This is a genomic window from Shewanella sp. SM87, assembly GCF_025653705.1.
Classification (GTDB): domain Bacteria; phylum Pseudomonadota; class Gammaproteobacteria; order Enterobacterales; family Shewanellaceae; genus Shewanella; species Shewanella oncorhynchi.
Genome location: NZ_JAKKSC010000015.1, coordinates 54748 through 75752 on the forward strand (window position 1 = coordinate 54748; position 21005 = coordinate 75752).

Consider the following 21005-nt stretch of genomic DNA (forward strand, 5'->3'; position numbering starts at 1 on the left):
TTTGTTTTGGGGCTAATTCAATGCGCAATAAGATGATAGTCACAGGTCTTAGCCTATCAGCTGCAGCATTCATTACCTTGATCACCTCAGAAGGGTTTGCGCCAGTCGCAACAGTGCCGGTGCAAGGAGATAGACCAACAGGTGGCTTTGGTTCCACGTATCACGCAGATGGACGGCCCGTAAAGCTTGGTGAGAAATTCACCCCTATTAATGCGCTTACAACAGCTAAGGCTCACATCTCAAAGGATGAGGAACGCTTCCGCAATAGCTTACCGAATGCCGAGCTTAACCAAGCATCTTACGATCTCTATATCGATTGGGTTTACCAGTACGGCATTGGCCGATGGTCAAACTCACCCATGCGTGATCATGTAATCAAAGGTGAATATCAACAGGCATGTGATGCGCTGCTACTGCCGCAGTATCGCACTGTCGCTGGCTATGACTGTTCAACGCCTGGCAACAAGCGCTGCTATGGCGTCTGGGTTAGAGTACAAGAGCGGCATGAGCGCTGCCTTGATTCACTGCAGTAGATTCACTCTGAATAATATCCAACATAACGCGATTAGAAGCGATTACAGAAGGGTTTGAATTCATGATGTCAGCGGCCAAATCATTCGGTAAAGGCTCTGAAATCAACGCCTATGAATCGGTTGAGGCGTTGTCAGTGGGGGTGGGGCGGGTCGAAACCTTGGGGCTTTTGCCTAACTGACCGTGCGCTCCCATCTTTATACAAAACCGCGAAATGAAACCTTTTTTTCTGGCGCAGGAAGGTCTTGAAAATGTTCAGTACATTAAAGAATAAAATCATTGCGTTAGTTATCGGTTTATTGGTCGTTTCCATTTTTGCTTTAGGTGTGTTTTTGATGATAAATCAGGGTCAAATAGCACAGTTAAAGAGTGATTTGGCAATATCTGATCAATCAAGGGAAAACTTGCAAAAGGATTTGACCTCTGTTTCAGACTCGCTTGAAGTTGCTGAAAAAGATAAAGAAAACCTGTTATCTAGCCTTAGCTTATTAGCGAAAGCATTAAGCGATCGAGAACGTGATCGGAATGAAATTAAGCAGGAATTTGCCGCAAGTAATAAAGAATTGAAGCAAATTTTTAACGGGGCCAGTGATGAAAAAACGAAGTCTTGGGGTTCTGCTGATATCCCTGCAGATCTTAACCGCGTGCTCGAGCGTTCAGCCAGATGTGCGAACCGTTACCGTTACCAAGATAAAGTATGTTTTCCCGCCACAGGAACTGATCAGCCAGTGCCTAGCGCCACGATATTCCAGCAAGAAAAACCAAGAGCTTTCTGAATACACCAATTCGTTGATTGAAGTGATTTCATTGTGTGACCGAGATTGGCTAGCACTAGAAAACTGGATTAACGAGCAAAAATCAAAACTGTCTACCGAGTGATCGGAGGCTAACAATGAATATCAAACCATTGGCGCCAATTATGGATAAAGCTACGACAACCGGAAGCTATATTGCTTCGATCTCAACAGCAATAGGCGGCTTTTTGTCACTCAATAATATTGCGTTGTTGCTTGGTATCGCATCAACAATCGCTTTATTCGTAGTTCAATTTCGCCTCTCGCGAGAAAAGAAAAAACAAAACCGAGAATTTCACGAAGCGAGAATGGCCGCGATTAAACAAGGCAACTTAAAAGTAATCAATATGGATGATGGCAATGAATAAAGTCGTAGTTGTCTTTAATGGCACCATTGTTTCTGTTCCAGCAATAGAAACTAACGAAAATGGCATTATCACGCTAAATCCACTTATTCCCAGCGACTGGGAAGACGTCACTACGTTAGGCAGTCCTTATCAATCGTTTGTCGGAACCACAAAGCCTGAGCTGCTTAATCCAAGCCAGCAATCATCAAACGATAGCCTAATTGAACAACTCAAAGCCCTTACTGCAGCACTAACCGCCCAAACCACAGCGATCAGTCAGCTGGTAAATAGTAACCTTGAAATCGTTGATCAGATGATGGCCGCAGAGCCAGAAGAAGAAAAACAATCAGGCTATTTAGATGGCTCCGATGAGTTATGAGTCAAAAACCTAGCTGGCGTGATGATAAGCGTAAAACCGCTGAACGTGGGTACGGTGGACGCTGGCAAAAAGCCAGAGAAACATTCTTAAGTCGCCACCCGCTTTGTTGCTTCTGCGAACAAAAAGGCAAGATCACAGCCGCGACAGTCGTGGACCACAAAATTCCACACCAAGGTGATCAAGCCTTGTTCTGGGACACCAACAACTGGCAACCGCTTTGTAAGCTTTGCCACGATAGCACTAAAAAAATAATGGAGAGCAGAGGGGTAAAGCCTGGCGCTGATGAAAGCGGCAAGCCTACAGACCCTAACCACCATTGGAACAAGAGTAATTGAGGTGAAAAGTGGCAGTAGGAAGAAAATCCACCCCCACTGCGCTCAAGCTAGTTACAGGGAACCCAGGCAAGCGGCCACTCAATAAAAAAGAGCCGAAATTGCAAGCCGGTATTCCTCGCATGCCAGCTCACTTAAGCCCAAGAGCCAAAGCCGCATGGAAGAAACTCACCCTGCTACTAAAAAACATGGGCGTTCTTACCCTTGCCGATGGTATGGCCCTTGAGCGTTTATGTGATGTTTACTCTGAAATCCTTGAGCTCAGAGACGAAATTAAGCAAAACGGTCGAACCTACCAAAGTATCAAAATCATCGGCGAAAACATCGATGAAGAAACCAAAGAATTTACGCAAGTCGAGCAAATGCTAATGAAGGCTAACCCAGCCGTGCAAATGCTGGCTGATGCCGATCGGCGCTTTAGAGCCTATCTCGTTGAATTTGGGCTAACCCCATCAGCCCGTAGCAAAGTACAGGTAACTGATGGCCCCAAGAAAAAAGACGAAGTCGACCAATTCTTCGGATGATATAGAAGATCGCGTCACTCGTTGGGCTAAGCAAGTTGCATCAGGTGAATTCTTAGCAGGACCAGACATCCGCAACGCCTGTAAACGGCACTTAAAAGACTTAGAAACAGGCCACGAACGTGGCATTTATTTTGACTTAGCCGCAGCAAACCGTGCGATCAGCTTTTTCCCAAAAGTATTGTGCTTAAGTGGCGGAGATCACGAAGGTAAGCCGTTCCATCTTCTAGATTGGCAAGCCTTTATCGTGGGCTCCTTGTTTGGTTGGAAAGATGCCGACCATACCCGCCGATTCCGCATGTGTTATGTCGAAAGTGGCAAGGGTTCAGGTAAATCACCGCTTGCAGGTGGCATAGGGCTTTATGGTTTAGTCGCTGATGGCGAGGCAAGCGCCGAAATTTATGCCGCAGCTACGAAAAAAGATCAGGCGATGATCTTATTCCGCGATGCGGTTTCCATGGTCAACCAGTCGCCGCAGTTAAGCTCAAGATTAAAAAAATCGGGAACTGGCCAGAGTGTTTGGAACCTTGCATATCTAGAAAAGAACTCATTTTTTAGGCCAATAAGTTCGGACAACGGCCAATCTGGCCCACGTCCACACATGGCGCTGATTGACGAAGTACACGAACACAAGAATAACAACGTCGTTGAAATGATGCGCGCCGGCACCAAAGGCCGCAAGCAAGCGCTGATCTTCATGATCACCAACTCAGGCCACGACCGCACCAGCGTTTGTTACTCATACCACGAATATGGCAAGGCCATTTGTGCGGGTACCAAAGAAGATGATTCATTCTTCGCCTTTATCTGTTCTCTCGATGAAGGTGACGACCCAATCAATGATGAAAGCTGCTGGCCGAAAGCAAACCCGTCACTCGGGTATACCTTCACGCACAAATACCTGCGTGAACAGGTTACACAAGCCAAGGGCATGCCAGCTAAAGAAAGCATTGTTCGGCGCTTAAACTTCTGTCAGTGGGTCGATTCCGCCTCACCTTGGCTATCAGCCGACACATGGACAGATTGTGAAGATGATTTTGATATCAGCGAACTCTTCGGCGAAGAATGCTACGGCGGACTCGACTTATCCGGTACCAGAGATTTAACGGCATTAGGGCTCTATTTCCCTAAATTAAAGACCTTATTAGTCGAGTTTTGGACACCAAAAGACACCTTGCTTGACCGTGAACGCACCGATAACGTGCCGTATTCAGCATGGTTAAGGCAAGGTTTTATCCATGCACCACCCGGGCATGCAGTGGACTACAGCTTTGTCGCCGAACGCATCGCCGACTTATCAGCCCAGTTCAATATCAAATGCATCGGCTTCGACCAATACAGGATTAACTACTTAACGCCAGCGCTAACAGAAGCAAACGTGTTTATCCCGCTGGTTAAGCATGGGCAAGGTTACTACAAGGCATCAGAGTCAAACCTCTGGATGCCACGCTCAATTGAAGAGTTCGAAAAGCTGATCACCAGTAAGCAGATCAGAATCAAAACCAACCCATGCCTAAGGTGGAACGCAGCAAGCGCAGTGCTTGAGGCCGACGCCAAAGACAACCGTATTTTTACCAAGAAAAAATCCACAGGCCGCATCGATGGCGTAGTCGCCGCCGCAATGGCAGTGGGAACGGCATTAGAGTCAGATGGCATAGATGATACCGAAGATTGGTTAGCAGCGATAAGGGACCCAATTTACTAATGAACACACCACTTGCTCTATTCATTGCCCTAGCGCTCACAGGTTCATTACTGGCTGTCGCAGGCGTTTACATTCTTTTTGGGCTTGGCTGGTCATTACTAGCGGGTTCATTGTTTGCATTCGCTGGCGCCTCATTTTTACGTAAAGGAATGGCTGCGTGAAACCAACCAACTCATTAGGTTCAGTCATTGCGAAAGCGGCAAGCCAACCATTTGCATCGTTAGATAGTTTTATGGGTAAAACCTTAAGGCTCACAGACGGTGATTTTTGGTCGCAATTAATGGCAACCTCAAAAAGCGGCAAAACGGTTAATGTGAATACCGCCCTGCAGCTTGCAGCTGTTTGGGCCTGTGTTCGCCGCATTGCTGAAACCGTTGCCATGCTGCCATTGGGGTTATACGAGCGCCAAAGTGATGGCGGCAGAGTACAGGTTCAAAGCAGCCTATCGAATGTATTAAGTCTTAAGCCAAATGCAGATATGACAGCAATGCAGTTTTGGGAGGCCGTCATTGCCTCCTTACTGCTAAAGGGCAATGCATTCATTGAGATCCACCGTTCAGGGGCTGACATTATCGCGCTCGATTTCCTTATGCCACACCGCATGGATATCGATCTCGCCGACAACGGCAGCCTAGTGTATTGGTACACGCCAAGAAAAGGTAAAAAACGTCAAATCGAAAAGCAAAACATGATGCACATTCCCGCATTCTCGCTGGATGGCTTGATTGGCTTATCGACTATTTCCTTTGGTGCCAATGTGTTTGGCGGCGCTATGTCAGCCGAAGATGTCAGTGCTAACACCTTTAAAAATGGTATGACAAAGACAGTCGCCTTTAAAGTTGACCGGATAATGACTGCACCTCAACGTGTGGAATTTCGCGAATATGTAAAAACCATCACTGGCGCAATGAACGCGGGTAAATCCCCCGTACTTGAGCAAGGTGTTAGCCCCGAGTTGATCGGCATTAACCCTATTGATGCCCAGTTACTCGAGTCGCGAAACTACAGCGTAGAGGAGATCTGCCGATGGTTTCTAGTGGACCCTTCATTAATTGGTTTTGGTGGTAAAGATAGCAATTTTGGCACAGGGCTAGAGCAGAAGATGATCGGCTTTATCACCTTAACCCTATCTTCTTGGATCCGCCGCATTGAGCAGTCAATTAGCATTAACTTGCTCACACCAGCACAGCGTCAAACTCAGTACGCTCAATATAACCTTGAAGCCCTACTTCGTGGCGATAGCGCATCACGGGCAGAGTTCTACAGCAAAATGACTCAAAACGGCATTTATACCCGTGACGACTGCCGCGTTAAAGAAAACTTACCGCGCCGTGGCGGCAACGCCGATGTGTTAACTGTTCAAACCAACTTAGCCCCCATTGATCAGCTGGGTGCTCAATCTGAATCTGCAAAAGTACAAGCCGCATTAAATAGCTGGCTTAATCAAGACAACCAGGGGTAAACCATGCCATTTCCAAAAAGCTTCTCGCAGAGCGGAGTGCGCTGCGATATTTCTCCGCGTGCGCAAGAGCTGTGGAACCCAGCGATTCAGGCCGCGGTTGAAAACACTGAATCTACCATTACGGTTTACGGCATCATTGGCGAGGACTGGTATGGCGAAGGCGTCACACTGAAGCGTATCGATGCTGCGCTACGCAGTATTGGCGCAGATAAAGATGTGACCGTCTACATCAATTCTCCCGGTGGCGATATGTTCGAAGGTATCGCCATTTATAACCGCTTGCTTGAGCACAAAGGCAAAGTGACAACTAAAGTGCTTGGCCTCGCAGCTTCTGCTGCATCCGTCATTTACATGGCTGGTGCTGATGATGCGCGCTTTGTCGCCAGCTCTGCCTTTCTAATGATCCACAACTGTTGGGTATTTGCCATCGGTAACCGCCATGCATTGCGAAACATTGCTGATGACATGGAAGAATTCGATGCTGCCATGGTCGATTTGTATGTTGAAGGCAGTGGGCAAAGTGAAAAAGCCATAGCAACCATGATGGATGAAGAAACCTTTATCCGCGGCAAAAAGGCCGTAGAACTTGGCTTTGCGGCTGGTACCTTATCCGCTGCTGAAATTGGCGAATCAACCGACAACACCAGCGCAAACTCACTACGAAAAGTCGATGCCGCCATGGCAAAAGCAGGCGTTCCGCGCAGTGAACGCCGTCAACTATTGCAAGATTTAAAGTCCAGTACGCCGAGCGCTGCTGGCGGCATCACGCTAAATGCTGATGTGTCCGATACGCAAAACGCTGTCGCCCCCGATCTAACTGCGTTAATCAACGCATCAAACACCATTTTATCTAAATAACTGGAGGCGATTATGCCAACCCCAAATTTTGAAAAACAAGTAGAAGAATTAGGTGCCAATCTAGCCAAGATTGGTGATCAAATTAAATCGGCGGCAGAAGAAACCAATAAGCAGATCAAGGCTTCTGGTGAAATGCATGCCGAAACCCGCGATAAGGTCGATAAGCTGCTGTTAGAGCAGGGTGCCATGCAAGCACGATTGCAAGAAACTGAGCAAAAGCTACTTAAGGGGCCGCAAAGTCAGCAAGAAGAACGTGAAATGTCGATCGGTGAGCGAGTAGCGAAAGACAAAGAAATGGAAGGGGTAAACAGCTCTTTCCGTGGTAGTCGTCGTGTGCAAATGCCACGTTCAGCGATTACATCCGCCACAGGCTCAGGTGGTGCATTAGTCCGCCCTGATCGTATGGCTGGTATCATTGCACCTCCACAGCGCACCTTCACGATTCGCGATTTGATTGCACCAGGTCGAACTGGCAGCAACAGCGTTGAATATGTGAAGGAAACTGGCTTTACCAATAATGCTGCACCAACTGCTGAAAATACTCAAAAACCGTATTCTGATATCACTTTTGGTTTAGTGAATAATGCAGTACGTACCATCCCGCATCTTTTTAAAGCCAGCCGCCAAATCTTGGATGATGCCGAGCAATTAGCTAGCTACATAGATGCTCGTGCTCGTTACGGCTTAATGCTTGCTGAAGAAACGCAACTGCTGTACGGCAACAATACTGGCGCTAACCTGCACGGTATTATCCCGCAAGCCAGTGCTTACGTTAAACCAACAGGTGCAACAGTTACTGCAGAGCAGCATATTGACCGTATTCGTCTTGCAATGCTACAAGCTGCTTTAGCTGAATACTCCTCCGACGGTATCGTACTCAATCCGATCGACTGGGCTGTAATTGAAATGCTTAAAGATAGCAATGGGAATTACTTAATTGGTAAACCTCAAGGCCAAACATTCGCAACCTTGTGGAATCGTCCTGTTGTAGAAACTTCTGCGATTGTGCAAGACGAGTTCTTAGTCGGTGCATTCCAAATGGGTGCGCAGATCTATGACCGTATGGATATTGAAGTCTTAATCTCTACCGAGAACGACAAAGACTTTGAGTTAAACATGGTGACTATCCGTGCTGAAGAACGTTTAGCACTTGCGGTTTATCGTCCTGAAGCGTTTGTCACTGGCGATTTCACTTTCGCTTAACAGCGCAAAATCACTTAACTGATAACTAAAAGCAAAAAGGCCGAATATCTTCGGCCTTTGTCGTTTTTATCAATACCAATTTATAGGAGTAATACCATGGCTAAAGTTCTCGCCATTGCACTTAAGTCCTTTTACTTTGAAAAGGAAGTAAAAACCCGCGCATCAAAACCATTTGAAGTGGATGAACATCATTTCAATGAGTTAAAGCAAAACAAATTAGTTGAGCGCGCACCGGAAGAAAAATCAGATGAAGTAGACGCTAAGGCCACTGCAGAAGCTGAAGCAGATGCTAAGGCAAAAGAAGAAGCTGAAGCAGATGCTAAGGCAAAAGAAGAAGCAGATGCAGATGCTAAGGCAAAAGAAGAGGCAGATGCAGATGCTAAGGCAAAAGAAGAGGCAGATGCTAAGGCCGCTGCCGCTGCTGCAAAAAAAGCTAAAGCTTAATCCGTTATTCAGGAGTCCTCAGTGAGCACCATTTACCTAGAGCAAGCCAAGCAATTTCTTGACGTTATCCACGATGAGGATGATGCCAAACTGCAATTATTGCTCAATGCCGCCGAGGATGAAGCCTGTCAATTTATGGGAAGGGAATCCCTTACTATTCTGCTTGATGAAACGACTGCAGAGCTGCCAGCAAGTATCACTATGGGCGTAATGATTTTACTGCAAGCAAACTATCAAGCAACACCAGAAGATGCGGCAAAACTGCGCAAAGCAGCAGAAATAAAATTAACGCCATATCGAATAGGTTGGGGCATCTAATGCTAGCTCATCGTTTACGTCATCGGGTGCATATTCAACAACCGATAATAACTCAGGATCCTCAATCAGGTGGTGATCTCATCGAATGGCAAACCCTCATGTTAGGGGTAAAACCTCTCGATAAGCTCGCTGCAGAAGTATTAACAGGTGCAGGCCGTGAGTTTTATGCCGCAGATGCCAAGCAAGCTGAAACCAGCGCAAGAATTAATTTTCGTTGGTTCCCCATTGATTTAAGCCTCTTATACCAATGCCGCATTTTATGGGATGGCAGAACCTACGATATCCAATCGGTAGAAACCGACATAACAGGGCGTCAAGAGTGGCGGTTACGCTGCAAAGATGGCGTTAATCAGGGGCTTTAAGATGGCCGCAAAATTTGATTTCAGTCTCATTGGCTTAAAAGAAGTTAAAGCCAAAATGAACAAGGTGAGTCAAACCGTGCTTGATACGGGTACTCGCACCGCGCTGCGTAAAGCCGCTGGCATAGTAAAAAAAGCGGCTCAAGAAAACTCACTTAATGTGGACGACCCCAAAACAGGCAGGCGCATTCGCGACAACATCACACTGCAGTTTGCTAGCCGGCTATTTCAACGCGAAGGCGTGATCATGTATCGAGTGGGTATCGCCACTAATCGCGGACGTATTCCAACCCCGAACGCCGACGAGGGTGCGCGCGGCAATACCCCACACTGGCATTTAGTCGAGTTCGGTACCGAACACGCCCAAGCACAGCCATTTATGCGCCCAGCATTGGCCAATAACATCAATCAAGTGATCGGCCGTTTTACGGTTGAATTTGATAAAGAACTCGATAAGGCACTTTCATGAGTATCGCGCCCATTTTTGTCGTGTGCCGAGCAAGCACGGCGGTAACTGACTTACTCGGTACTAATCCCACAAGGCTTTATCCCTTTGGCCAAGCGCCGCAAAACGTAGCCAAGCCTTATGCGGTTTGGCAAGTGATCGGTGGTAGCCCTGAAAACTATATCTCAGGCCGACCCGATACCGACACCTTTGCACTGCAAGTGGATGTGTATGCCGATTCAGGCAATTCGGCTAATGCCGTGGGTGATGCAATTCGCTTCGCCACTGAATTAGAGGCGCATACCACCAATTACAACGGTGATAGTCGCGACAAAGAAACAGGCAATTATCGTCACAGCTTTGACATCGATTGGATAGTCACACGCTAGCCCACTAAAACCATTTCATAAAACCAAAAGCCTCTGCAACCGCAGGGGCTTTTTTGTATCTGCCGCAAGGCTATTGTTAGGAGCACACACATGAGTATTAAAACGCAGGGCACCCAGCTCTATGCAATCGATCCGGCAGATGATTCCGTTTTATCGATCACTGCCGTCACCACGATTGATGGCATTGACAGCCCAGTTGATTCTATCGAAACAACACCACTCGAAGCTTTAACTCGTGAATTTGAGTCTGGATTAAAATCACCTGGTGCGGCCACGTTTGGTATTAACGTCGACCCAAGAATGCCAAGCCATTTACGTTTACATCGTTTAAAAACCGCAGGAACCACACTGCAATGGGCAATTGGCTTCTCTGATGGGCTTAATACAGCCCCTACAGCCATTGCAGATCAAGGTATTGGCACAATTATTCTTGAAGAAGGTGGTTCAGGATATACAACTGCACCTACAGTAACATTTGTCGGTGGCGGAGGTTCAGGGGCAACTGCAACTGCAACTGTAGCTGGTGGTAAAGTGACAGGTTTTGAAATTACAGAGGCTGGTAGCGGATATACTTCAAATCCAACAGTTATTTTAACTAGTGAAGCTGGTTCAGGAGCAATTGCTAAGGCAATTCCGTCGCTTGTTTTGCCAACTAACCGCACTTGGATTGCATTTCGTGGATTTATGACTGCTTACCCATTCTCGTTCAATCAAAACGATGTAATCAAGTCAACCGTAGGAATTCAGGTATCAGGCGATCCGATTCTAGCGCCTGCCGCCGTAACGCCTTAATCATAGACACGCCTGATTAACCTAAATGAAGCCCACTTAATCAGTGGGCTTTTGCTTAACCGTATTAACTTAATCCTAAAGGAACAATCATGGAATTAAGTGTTGCTAGCCTTATTCAGTCGGGATCTTATGCGCCCGCAAAGCCAGAACGTCGCGAAATTTCGTGGAAAAAACCTAATGGTGACATTCATAAAGCCACGGTCTTTATCCGAAAAGAGTCATTTGCCACCGCACAAGCCGAAGCCCGTAACTACAATCTCGGCGTTGACTGGCTAACCTCGCGCATTGTGTCAAGTGTGGTCGATCACGAGGGTAAACCCCTATTTGAAATTGATGACATTCTTGGCAATGAGGCCCATGGCCCTATCTGTGACTCATTAGGTTACGCCTTAATTGGCGCTATTAACGAAGTCAACGGCATTGGACTGAAACCTGACCCAAAAGCCTTACCGCCGACGACGAATTCTGGCACGAACTCGTCCTCGCAGGCGTTGGCGGACGAACCATCGAAGAAGCCCAGCAAAACCTCACGCATCGAGAAGTCATCAACTGGATCGCCTACAGAGCAAAGTTCGGCCCCTTAAGCCTTCAAGCGCGGCAAGAACGCATTGCCGCCGCGCAAATGCACCACCTCAATATCATTCACGGCGGCAAAGCCGATCTTGAACACTTCATGTTGTTCAGCCAGTTGGATGAAGCGCCGCAGCAAGAAGCCACCGTTGATGACGTGCTTATGATGCTAAAAGCCAGCGCCATCAAAAAGTAATTCAAATTAGTAGCAATAAGGCCAAGGACGGCCACCAAAAACCCTTAAACCAAGCAGGAATCCCCATGGCAAATAAGTCACTCGGCACACTAACGCTAAACATGGTTGCTGAAACGGGCAGCTTTGTTGAAGGTCAGTCTAAAGCTGAGCGCGCATTAGCTAAAACCGAAGCTGCCGCAGCAAAGCAAAAAGCTGAGCTAAATAGGCTTATGGGCCAGATTGATCCTCTGGTTGCTGAATACAGCAAATTAGACAAAATGGAGCAGCAGCTTCGTCGCCACCGTGAAGCCGGAAACTTAGGCCAAACGGAATATGATACCTACACGCAAAAAATCGCCAAGATGCGCAGTGAGGTAGGCAAGACCAGTGTTGAATTTGATAAAAATGGTAAATCAGCAAAGGAATTAGCCTTTGTAACTCGTGGCCTACCTGCCCAGTTCACCGATATCGCAGTATCGCTCCAAGGTGGTCAAAACCCCATGACCGTGTTCTTGCAGCAAGGCGGTCAGCTAAAGGATATGTTTGGCGGCGTGGGCCCAGCGGCTAAAGCTATGGGCGGCTACATACTGGGATTAATTAACCCATTAACCATTGCAGCCTCTGCTGCTGGCGTAATGTCGCTGGCGTATTACCAAGGCAGTGTTGAGGCAGATAGGCTACGTAATGCATTAATACTGACAGGTAACTCTGCAGGATCTACATCAAGCGAATTGATGGAGTCAGCCAAACGTATTGATGCCATTAGCGGCACTCAGCGCCAAGCAGCCGCAGCGCTGGCTGAGATTGGCAATACAGGCAAGTTTACCGCCAGCCAAATCGAATTAGTTGGACGTGCCGCAGTGCAAATGGATAACGTCACCGGCAAAGCGGTCGCCGATACGGTAGCCGAGTTTGCCAAACTTGCGGATGATCCGGTCAAAGCGGCTGAAGAACTCAACAAAAAGTATCACTTCCTCACTGCATCTGTGTATGAGCAGATTGTAGCGCTTAAGGAAGCGGGTAAAAGCACCGAGGCATCAGAGTTAGCTTTTAGAGCCTACGGCGATGCCATTAGCCAAAGAACGAAAGAGATCACCAGCAATCTTGGCAGCATAGAAAAAGCATGGAAGGCGATCAAATCGGGCGCTTCTGAGTCTTGGGACCAACTGCTTAATATTGGCCGTATCGATACATTAAAAGAAAGACTAGCCGATAATGCTAAAGAGATTAATAAGTTAGTTTCTCTAGGAAAAGGTTCTGGCTTTGAGTCAACTCGCCGTGAAAATTTATTATCTAAGCTTCAGGCAGAAGGTAATGAGCTCGTTAAGCAAATCCAGCTAGAAGATAAACTCGCACAAGAACAAGCAAAACGGGCAAAGATCAACCAAGACTCAATCGAGGCTCAGCATGCCATTGCCAAGGTGACCGAGGAAACCCTCACCAATGAGCAAAAGCGCACTAAGGCAATAAAGGAATATAACAACAATATCGAAAAGGTGCGTAAAGGTGATGCTAATAGCGCCTTGCTGGATCCTGAAAAAATTAAACGTGATCTAGCATCGATAGAAGAAAAGTTTAAAGACACCGCTAAAAAGACCAAAGCCTTTGCTGACGACGCAGCAACCACATACCTAATGCGTTTGCGCGAAACTCAAGCAGGCTTGCAAGGTCAGCTAGAGTCAAATATCAAGCTTACTCAGTCGCAAAAAGAGTTAGTGCAGTTTGAGCAGCAAATCGCCGATATCAAAAACAAAGATGTACTTACCGCACAACAAAAAAGTTTGTTAGCGGAACAATCAGCGATCCGCGCTCAACTCGAAAAGAACGTTGCACTCGATGATGAACTTAAAAAGCGCAATGAATCTATCCGCCTGCAAAGCTACAGCGCCAATCTCACCGCTAACCTTGCTGCAGAACAACAGCGCAACGCCGATAAACTTGCCACCTTTGGCCTTGGTGACAAAGCCCAGCAACGCCTAGGCGATCGCCAAGGGATTGAGCGAGATATCGAGCGCGCTCAGGGTAAGGCGTTATCAGATAACCTCGCTGGCCGAACTACCGACGAAGAGTATCAGCAACAGCTTGCTATGTTGAAAGACAACCTCACCGCACGCTTGGCCGTTCAGGATGAATACTATTCAGCGCTCGATGCTAAGCAAGCCGATTGGACTAACGGTGCCCGTTCATCAATGCAAAACTACATTGATGCCGCGGCTGACATGGCAGGCCAAACCAAAACCCTCATGGATGGGGCTTTTGGTGGCATGACCGACGCGCTTACCGATTTTGTAATGACGGGTAAGGCTGACTTTGCCGGGCTCGCTAAATCCATCATTGCGGACATTGCCAAAATTGCCATGCAAAAAGCCATTGCTGGCATGGCTAGCAGTATTTTTGGTGGATTCTCTGAAGGTGGCGCTGTCGGTGATAGCGGGTTCTCATCCGGCGGTTTTACTGGCTTTGGTGGGAAATATGAGCCTGCAGGCATTGTTCACAAAGGCGAGGTCGTTTGGTCGCAGCGTGATGTTGCAGCAGCTGGCGGCGTGGCCACAGTGGAAGCCATGCGCAAAGGAAATAAAGGCTACGCCAATGGCGGCATAGTTGGTGGCGCAGCCTATAACGGCGTGCCAGCCTCGGCAACTACTGGCGCAGGCGTGGTGCATGTTGAGGTCAACATAGATCAAAGTGGCAATGCCACAACCAAAGCCGATACACCAGCCTTAAGTCAGTTCGGCAGCGAGCTGGGTAAGTTTGTCGAGCAAAAATATCGAGAGTTATTGGCGAAGGATTTACGCCCTAATGGTCAAATTGGCCGCACTATGGCTGGAGGTTATCGCTAATGCCGCAGACATTCACTTGGGCACCCGATAATGGCGCTACAGGCGATACCCAATATCGCACCCGCACGGCACAGTTTGGCGATGGTTATAGTCAGGCAGTTGGCGATGGTATCAACAGTAAAGTTCAAAGCTGGCCGCTGACGTTTACCAAAAATAAAGCCACTGCTGAAGCGATCACCGCATTCTTTGATGATCACCAAGGCTTTAAGGCTTTTAAGTGGACGCCACCACTCGGTACCACATCACTGTGGAAAGTGACTCAGCAAACAAACACTCCACTCGGCGGCGGCATGTACCGCATCACCGCCACTTTTGAACAATCATTTCATCCTTAATCAATTCTGGAATTATCTATGACCATAGCAACAATCAACTTAGGCACAGCACCAAGCGGTGTCGGTGGCGATGCAGCCAGAAACGCATTTGAAAAGGTTAATGCTAATTTTTCACAAACTGAAAATGCAGCAAGTCGTACTGTTGGCACCGTAAATGATAATCAAGTGCCTGACAAAGCAGGGCTGCAAATTCTAATAAAAGACCCACGCCGACAAGAGGTTGAAGCCTTGTCCGGTGGACGTAATACGGTCATTTACGATGCCCAAGGCAATCCAAACGTGATGGTAGTTATTCCGCGTTTTAATGTTGAAGACCTAGGGTTAACGGCATTAAATTTAGGCTCAGGTACACACCCTGCATTTATAACTAACGGAGCGCCGCGCGGTGAGATATTAATCGGCAAGTATTTAGCCTCAACAGCTGCCAATGGTAGCGCAGTCATTGGTGGCGTACAGCCGCGCACATCCGTTAGCTACGATGCAGCCAAAGAGCTGTGTACGCGCAAAGGCGCAAATTGGCACATGATGTCAGTGCATGAATGGGCAGCTATTGCGTTGTGGTCCCTTGCTAATGGAACTGTGCCGCGCGGCAACACAAACTATGGGCGCTCACACGAGAAAAAATGGGAAACCGCGCGCCGCTCTGATAATGGCGCTCCAGGGGACGTGAGCGGCACGGGTAGAACGGACACGGGTAAAGGACCCTCAACTTGGAACCATGACCATACCAATTTTGGCGTGTGTGATTTAGTTGGCAACGTTTGGGAATGGTTAGATCAATTTAAGCTAGATGATGGCCAGATTATTACAACGCTGGACAATAACCCTGCAGTGGCTGAAGCAAACTGGCACAAACACGCTGCTTATTTTGATTCACCTACTGATAGCCAAACTGGCGCGGGCAGCGCTGGCGCGCCAATCCTCAGCAATGCAGTGACTAAGCGCAACGGTCCTATAAATGACGATTCAAACGATTACCCATACTTAACCGCCTCGCACTTTGCTGCAATCACTAAAGCAGTGAGCTACGTGCCTAACGAGCTATTGCGCAAGCTGTTAATTGAATCGGCCACAACATCAACGGTCGGGGGTTACATTGCCGCGAGAAACTACGGTGACCGGTTCCCTATCCGCGGTGGCAGCTGGGGCGACGGCGCGGGCGCCGGGCTGGGTGCGCTCGACTTGAACTTTCCGCGCTCGCTTGCGAGCATCGGCATCGGTTTCCGTCCAGCTTTCTTTGTGTAGTGAAGCCTGAATCTTTGTGTGCTGCGCGATAGCGCAGCTGTTCTCTTACCCTTGGAGGCAGATTGACCGCCTTACTTATTGAAGATAAATGCCGAGAAATGTTGTTGTACGGCTATCAAGCGTTAAAGCAGTTCCCTAAGCATGAAACACATGTACTGGGCGCTGAAATTCGTTTGTCTATGCTGCAATTGCAGCGTTTAGTTATCACAGCTTTTAAACGTTATCACAAAAAGACCACGCTCACCGATCTCGACATTGAGTTGGCAATTCTGAAGCGACAGGTTCGACTGGCAAAAGACTTGCGCTATGTCGATCTTAAAAAGTATCAGATATGGATTGAAAAACTCGTCGAGATAGGTCGCATGATAGGCGGTTGGATAAAGTCTGTTAAAACCAAACAACAGGCGATTGCATTATGAATATGCGGGACCGGTTCCCTATCCGCGGTGGCAACTGGAACAACGGCACGAACGCCGGACTGGGTGCGCTCAACTTGAACAATCCGCGCTCGAATGCGAACAACAACATCGGTTTCCGTCCAGCTCTTGATTACGCCAGAAGCAAACATCCTACGGGATGCTGCCAGTGCAACAATGAAAAGGATGCCGTCGCCTCAGCCATTGCTGAAACAAAAATTAAGCCGATTGATGCGTCAATAGGCTGCTCTTTTGAGCAAATTTACAGCTTTGAAAATATCTTGAATGCGGCTTACCAATGTCGCAGGGGTAAAACAAAAGCCAATGCAACACTGGCATTCTTCAATCATCTTGAAGAGAACGTTATTCAAATTCAAAACGAGTTAATGTGGGGTATGTATGAAATGTCGCCATACCATCACTTTTATGTCTTTGAGCCAAAGCGTAGATTAATCTCGGCGCCTCATTTTAAAGACAGGGTGGTGCATCGTGCGATTTACAACATCATAGAGCCGCTTTTTGACCAGCAGTATATTCACGACTCTTACGCCTGCAGGCGCAATAAAGGGACGCATAAAGGCGCTGATAGAGCGCAGCTTTTTATCAAGCGTGTGGAGCAAAAACACGGCAAAGCTTATGCACTTAAGGCGGACATTAGTCGTTATTTTTCTAGCATTGATCACCACATTCTTAAATCGCTGCTTAATGCAAAAATACAATGTGAGCGCACCAAAGCGTTGCTGTTTTATATCATTGACAATAGCCCGAGTGATGCGCCCGGCGTAGGCATTCCTCTGGGCAACCTAACGAGCCAAATATTTGCCAACATCTATCTCAATGAGCTTGATAGATTTGTTAAGCACAATCTAAAGGCGAAAAACTACGTGCGCTATATGGATGACTTTGTCATCGTGCACCAGGATAAAACCAAGCTCCATGCGTGGAGGCATGAGATAGAAACATTTTTGCATCAATACCTCAGGCTCAAAACCAATAGCAAGACGCAAGTTTTTCCCATTTCAACCAGTCAAGGTAGAAGCTTAGATTTTCTGGGGTATCGAATTTACTCAGGCCATAGGCTATTAAGAAAGTGCAGCGTCAATCGAATAAAAGCCAAGCTAAAGCAGTTCCATAGGAAGTTTGGTGAAGGCGAGATCAATCTAGTGGAGATAAAGCAAACCATCCAATCATGGCTAGGACACGCAAGCCATGCCAATACTTACAACCTAAAAAAGGCTTTGCTTAGCAAGCCGTTCAGGAGAAACAGCAATGAATGAAAAATTCACCTATTTATTTAACGGCGTATCGCACACTGATGTGTCGCGTGAATACATGAACAACCTAGGCATGAGCACTGAGCAGGTTAATTCTGTGCTCGCCCAGCGTGACTTTGAATTGTCGCAAAACATCGAAAAACGTAAGGCTGCGTATCGAGAAGAGTCAGACCCGCTTTATATGGAGTGGCAATACGACCAAACGCCAGAAAGCGAGCAACATTGGCGCGATAAAATATTAGAAATTAAAGCCCGTTACCCAATCTCAGGTGCTGCCGATGCTTAGTGCCGATATTCAAACCCTCGAACCGGGCAATGAGGTTATTCTCTACGAAATCGATGGTACCGACTTTGGCGCCGATATCCTGCGCTTTCATGCCCACAATATTCCGTACTCAGATGCAGACCTTAATCAACCAAATTTACCCGCGCGCATCATCCATTGGCAAGGCGAGCAATACAGTGCATGGCCAGCGCAGTTAGAAGGGGTGGAAGTTAACTCTGATGGCTCACCCAGCACACCAACGTTAACCGTTGCCAACATCGATGGCAGTATCAGCGCCTTGTGCTTGTATTTTCAGAACATGGAACAAGCAAAGGTCACAATTCGCCGAACGCTCGCAAAATACCTTGATGATGCCAACTTCCCAGCAGGCAATAGCGAAGCGGATCCAACGCAAGAGGCGGTAGAGATTTGGTACGTTGATAAAAAAGTGAATGAAGATAATGTCGCTGTCACGTTTGAGCTATCAAACCCTGCTGACTTGTCAGGCCAAAAAATCGGCCGACAAATGACTGCTTATTGTTCATGGTGTCAACGCGGTGAATATCGCGGCGCTGATTGTGGATACACAGGTGAAGCCATGTTTACCGAAGATGACGAGCCAACTGATAACCCCGCACTAGATCAATGCTCGGGCACGATAGCCGGTTGCACTTTACGATTTGGCGAAAATGAAGAATTACCCCACGGCGGATTCCCCAGCGTTAGGCTTATACGTTAAGTCTATGCGTTAAGTGATCGGCTATGCGTTAAGACCACAATGAGTTAAACAAGCGCTAGCAATCAAGCATCCATCAAAAATTGATCAAGCATTTTCCCGCCGTCGGCAAAATGGTCTAACACAACCAAAGTAGGTCCCTATGCATCAAACGCTCTTGCATGCTTTTACTCAGCATGCGGCAAACTGCTACCCCAATGAATGCTGTGGGCTGATCATCCAGCAAGGTAGCAAGCCTTGTTATGTGCCATGCGATAACAAGGCAACTAACAAAGCAGATGAGTTTGTGATTGATCCACTACAATATGCTGCCATTGAAGAACAAGGGCAGATCATCGGTATCTGCCACAGCCACCCAGATGCGAGCAGCAAGCCTAGCCAACGTGATATTGCCATGTGTGAGGCGAGCGGATTGCCTTGGCATATCCTAAGTTGGCCTGATGGAGATTTACGTTCTATGGTACCAACGGGTGAACAAAAACCCTTGTTAGGTCGTCCATTTGTTCATGGGGTATGGGATTGCTATAGCTGTGTTCGCGATTGGTATCACGATGTTCAAAGCATTTTATTGCCAGACTTTGAGCGCCAAGACGGTTGGTGGGAAGGTGAGCAAGAGCTGTACCTCGATAACTTTGCTAAAGCTGGCTTTAAGGCACTCCCCAATATTAACTTTGCCGATCTGCAAATTGGTGACGGCATCTTAATGCAAATTCAAAGTCAGCGAGTCAATCATGCCGCCGTTTATGTCGGTGACGGTAAAATTTTACACCACCTCTATGGTCGCCTTAGCCGCTACGATATTTACGGCGGGTACTGGCAGCGCAATACAAGGATGATTGTGCGTTATGCAGCATAGCTAGGCTAGAAACTTTACAGCTTAGTGAGTCGTTGTCATAGTGGTAAAGTTAATATTTTTAGTATGATAAGGATATAATATGAGAGTGATTGTTCTGATTTTATTGAGCCTTAGTTCGTTTTTTTTAAACGCACAAGAATTATGGAAAGGAGCCATGTACGGTGATAGCGTTGAAAAAGTATTAGCGTTATTCCCGCAACACGAGAAGCCATCTACAGAAGCAGAGCTTCGTAAAATAGGTCAAACATCATTAAAAGCATTAGTTGTAGTGCCTATTGAGTTAGTAAAAAGACCTTTTGAATCGGTGCTATTTTTTGATAAAAACGGACTTTTCCAAGTCATCATAAAGTCGAAATCTTTATTAACCCATGCAGAAGCCAAATCTACTGAAGACTTTCTTCTAGTTGCACTCCGTTCAAAATATGGTAATGCCATCAAAACGGTTGATCCACTCGAAGTTATCACAGAAAACAAGCCATTTTGGGCACAATGGGAAATTAACGCTTTAAAGATATTATTTGTTTCACAGCATGAGAAAGACTCAATTATGATCTCTTACAGCCTCACTGATGCAGAGAAAGATCTATTAGAGAATGCCGCCGCAAAGAAACATCTTGAAGGAACAAGTGTTAACCAAGAAGCAGAAAAACTGTAATACATAAACGCTGATCTACTAGTTCTTTTCCTAGTAAACATCCAGAAAAAATTCTTCATTAAAAGCCACCTTTAGGTGGCTTTTTTATTGCCTCTAATAAGTTGGACAACATGATCAAACATCAACTTACCACGATAAAGCTATCAGGATCTTTGGCTTCTAAGTTCGGACGCATTCACCAGCGTTTACTAGAAACGGGGACCACAAACGAAGCATTTAGCGCCTTAAAAAATACCCTGCATGGATTTGATCTGTTTATTAAAGAGCAGGCCAAGCTTGGGCTGCGCTATGCCATTTTTCGCAATGGACATAATACAGGGGTCGATGAATTTGATTTAGCAGGTACGACTGAAATTCGTATTGTCCCTGTCATTGGTGGCAGCAAGCGTGGTGGCATTCTTCAAACGATTCTAGGTGCTGTGATGATCGTAGTTGGTGCTTATTTTGGACAAGGCTGGCTAGTGCAAGCGGGTATTGGTCTGGTTGCTGGTGGTGTGGTGCAAATGCTCTCACCGCAAGCAAAAGGACTGAAGGGTAGGGAAGCCGCAGAGAACGCCCCAAGTTATGCCTTTGGTGGCGCAGTTAACACCACTGCAGCAGGTAACCCTGTCGGCATCGGTTACGGTAAGCGCCGCATTGGTGGCGCCATTATTAGTGCAGGTATTTATGCCGAAGATATTGCTACATCAAAGCGCCCAATCCAATCGGGTGGCGGTAATGGTGGCAATGGTGGCGGCAGTCAACAGGAGCAATAATCAG

General features: G+C 47.0%; 29 protein-coding genes. All 29 read left to right on the forward strand.

The window, feature by feature from the left end; translation table 11 throughout:
- Positions 1 to 20 precede the first annotated feature (20 nt).
- Complete coding sequence (locus L5M11_RS13340; protein ID WP_263192418.1) at positions 21 to 533, forward strand: glycoside hydrolase family protein; 513 nt, start codon at positions 21 to 23, stop codon at positions 531 to 533.
- A gap of 249 nt (positions 534 to 782) precedes the next feature.
- Complete coding sequence (locus L5M11_RS13345) at positions 783 to 1307, forward strand: hypothetical protein (protein ID WP_263192419.1); 525 nt, start codon at positions 783 to 785, stop codon at positions 1305 to 1307.
- Between the two features lie 116 nt (positions 1308 to 1423).
- Complete coding sequence (locus L5M11_RS13350; RefSeq protein WP_012587930.1) at positions 1424 to 1693, forward strand: HP1 family phage holin; 270 nt, start codon at positions 1424 to 1426, stop codon at positions 1691 to 1693.
- The gene (locus L5M11_RS13355; protein WP_263192421.1) at positions 1686 to 2051 is read left to right on the forward strand and encodes a hypothetical protein; all 366 of its coding nucleotides are present in this window, start codon (positions 1686 to 1688) and stop codon (positions 2049 to 2051) included. The genes L5M11_RS13350 and L5M11_RS13355 overlap by 8 nt, the downstream gene beginning before the upstream one ends.
- Positions 2048 to 2386 carry an HNH endonuclease gene (locus L5M11_RS13360; protein ID WP_263186220.1) on the forward strand — a complete coding sequence of 113 codons (339 nt, stop codon included), beginning with the start codon at positions 2048 to 2050 and terminating at the stop codon, positions 2384 to 2386. Before L5M11_RS13355 ends, L5M11_RS13360 begins: the two co-directional genes overlap by 4 nt.
- A gap of 8 nt (positions 2387 to 2394) precedes the next feature.
- Positions 2395 to 2907: a phage terminase small subunit P27 family gene (locus L5M11_RS13365; RefSeq protein WP_263192423.1), complete on the forward strand. Its 513-nt coding sequence runs from the start codon at positions 2395 to 2397 to the stop codon at positions 2905 to 2907.
- Positions 2864 to 4609, forward strand: coding sequence for a terminase large subunit (locus L5M11_RS13370; RefSeq protein WP_263192426.1), 1746 nt, complete (start codon positions 2864 to 2866; stop codon positions 4607 to 4609). Before L5M11_RS13365 ends, L5M11_RS13370 begins: the two co-directional genes overlap by 44 nt.
- Entirely contained in the window at positions 4609 to 4770 is a 162-nt protein-coding gene (locus tag L5M11_RS13375) for a hypothetical protein (RefSeq protein ID WP_173496331.1), read from the forward strand. Before L5M11_RS13370 ends, L5M11_RS13375 begins: the two co-directional genes overlap by 1 nt.
- Positions 4767 to 6071 carry a phage portal protein gene (locus L5M11_RS13380; protein WP_263192429.1) on the forward strand — a complete coding sequence of 435 codons (1305 nt, stop codon included), beginning with the start codon at positions 4767 to 4769 and terminating at the stop codon, positions 6069 to 6071. Before L5M11_RS13375 ends, L5M11_RS13380 begins: the two co-directional genes overlap by 4 nt.
- A gap of 3 nt (positions 6072 to 6074) precedes the next feature.
- A complete protein-coding gene (locus L5M11_RS13385) occupies positions 6075 to 6929 on the forward strand; it encodes a head maturation protease, ClpP-related (protein WP_012587923.1) in 855 nt (284 codons plus the stop codon).
- Between the two features lie 12 nt (positions 6930 to 6941).
- Positions 6942 to 8132, forward strand: coding sequence for a phage major capsid protein (locus tag L5M11_RS13390; RefSeq protein WP_263192431.1), 1191 nt, complete (start codon positions 6942 to 6944; stop codon positions 8130 to 8132).
- 96 nt (positions 8133 to 8228) lie between these two features.
- Entirely contained in the window at positions 8229 to 8576 is a 348-nt protein-coding gene (locus L5M11_RS13395; protein ID WP_263192434.1) for a hypothetical protein, read from the forward strand.
- Between the two features lie 21 nt (positions 8577 to 8597).
- Positions 8598 to 8894, forward strand: a complete 297-nt coding sequence (locus L5M11_RS13400; RefSeq protein ID WP_263192435.1) for a head-tail connector protein — start codon at positions 8598 to 8600, stop codon at positions 8892 to 8894.
- The gene (locus L5M11_RS13405; protein WP_263192437.1) at positions 8894 to 9256 is read left to right on the forward strand and encodes a head-tail adaptor protein; all 363 of its coding nucleotides are present in this window, start codon (positions 8894 to 8896) and stop codon (positions 9254 to 9256) included. The genes L5M11_RS13400 and L5M11_RS13405 overlap by 1 nt, the downstream gene beginning before the upstream one ends.
- Before the next feature lies 1 nt (position 9257).
- Entirely contained in the window at positions 9258 to 9722 is a 465-nt protein-coding gene (locus L5M11_RS13410; protein ID WP_219234361.1) for an HK97-gp10 family putative phage morphogenesis protein, read from the forward strand.
- Complete coding sequence (locus tag L5M11_RS13415; RefSeq protein ID WP_263192439.1) at positions 9719 to 10087, forward strand: DUF3168 domain-containing protein; 369 nt, start codon at positions 9719 to 9721, stop codon at positions 10085 to 10087. The genes L5M11_RS13410 and L5M11_RS13415 overlap by 4 nt, the downstream gene beginning before the upstream one ends.
- A gap of 90 nt (positions 10088 to 10177) precedes the next feature.
- On the forward strand, positions 10178 to 10879 hold the full coding sequence (locus L5M11_RS13420) for a phage tail tube protein (RefSeq protein WP_263192442.1): 702 nt from the start codon (positions 10178 to 10180) through the stop codon (positions 10877 to 10879).
- 89 nt (positions 10880 to 10968) lie between these two features.
- Positions 10969 to 11463 carry a phage tail assembly chaperone family protein, TAC gene (locus tag L5M11_RS13425; RefSeq protein WP_263166931.1) on the forward strand — a complete coding sequence of 165 codons (495 nt, stop codon included), beginning with the start codon at positions 10969 to 10971 and terminating at the stop codon, positions 11461 to 11463.
- A 38-nt stretch (positions 11464 to 11501) separates the two neighbouring features.
- The gene (locus tag L5M11_RS13430; protein ID WP_087486469.1) at positions 11502 to 11645 is read left to right on the forward strand and encodes a hypothetical protein; all 144 of its coding nucleotides are present in this window, start codon (positions 11502 to 11504) and stop codon (positions 11643 to 11645) included.
- A 65-nt stretch (positions 11646 to 11710) separates the two neighbouring features.
- Complete coding sequence (locus L5M11_RS13435; protein WP_263192443.1) at positions 11711 to 14464, forward strand: phage tail tape measure protein; 2754 nt, start codon at positions 11711 to 11713, stop codon at positions 14462 to 14464.
- Positions 14464 to 14799, forward strand: coding sequence for a phage tail protein (locus tag L5M11_RS13440; RefSeq protein ID WP_263192445.1), 336 nt, complete (start codon positions 14464 to 14466; stop codon positions 14797 to 14799). The genes L5M11_RS13435 and L5M11_RS13440 overlap by 1 nt, the downstream gene beginning before the upstream one ends.
- 18 nt (positions 14800 to 14817) lie before the next feature.
- Positions 14818 to 16044: a formylglycine-generating enzyme family protein gene (locus tag L5M11_RS13445; RefSeq protein ID WP_263192447.1), complete on the forward strand. Its 1227-nt coding sequence runs from the start codon at positions 14818 to 14820 to the stop codon at positions 16042 to 16044.
- A gap of 62 nt (positions 16045 to 16106) precedes the next feature.
- Complete coding sequence (gene avd / locus L5M11_RS13450) at positions 16107 to 16463, forward strand: diversity-generating retroelement protein Avd (RefSeq protein WP_263192448.1); 357 nt, start codon at positions 16107 to 16109, stop codon at positions 16461 to 16463.
- Positions 16460 to 17737 carry an RNA-directed DNA polymerase gene (locus L5M11_RS13455; RefSeq protein WP_263192449.1) on the forward strand — a complete coding sequence of 426 codons (1278 nt, stop codon included), beginning with the start codon at positions 16460 to 16462 and terminating at the stop codon, positions 17735 to 17737. Before avd ends, L5M11_RS13455 begins: the two co-directional genes overlap by 4 nt.
- Positions 17730 to 18020 (forward strand): hypothetical protein, encoded by a 291-nt coding sequence (locus tag L5M11_RS13460; protein ID WP_263192450.1) that lies wholly within the window; start codon positions 17730 to 17732, stop codon positions 18018 to 18020. Before L5M11_RS13455 ends, L5M11_RS13460 begins: the two co-directional genes overlap by 8 nt.
- On the forward strand, positions 18013 to 18738 hold the full coding sequence (locus tag L5M11_RS13465) for a phage minor tail protein L (RefSeq protein WP_263166944.1): 726 nt from the start codon (positions 18013 to 18015) through the stop codon (positions 18736 to 18738). Before L5M11_RS13460 ends, L5M11_RS13465 begins: the two co-directional genes overlap by 8 nt.
- A 139-nt stretch (positions 18739 to 18877) precedes the next feature.
- The gene (locus tag L5M11_RS13470) at positions 18878 to 19591 is read left to right on the forward strand and encodes a C40 family peptidase (RefSeq protein ID WP_263186244.1); all 714 of its coding nucleotides are present in this window, start codon (positions 18878 to 18880) and stop codon (positions 19589 to 19591) included.
- A 79-nt stretch (positions 19592 to 19670) separates the two neighbouring features.
- The gene (locus L5M11_RS13475; RefSeq protein ID WP_263166948.1) at positions 19671 to 20246 is read left to right on the forward strand and encodes a hypothetical protein; all 576 of its coding nucleotides are present in this window, start codon (positions 19671 to 19673) and stop codon (positions 20244 to 20246) included.
- A gap of 110 nt (positions 20247 to 20356) precedes the next feature.
- On the forward strand, positions 20357 to 21001 hold the full coding sequence (locus L5M11_RS13480) for a tail assembly protein (RefSeq protein ID WP_263186245.1): 645 nt from the start codon (positions 20357 to 20359) through the stop codon (positions 20999 to 21001).
- The last annotated feature ends 4 nt before the right edge of the window (positions 21002 to 21005 follow it).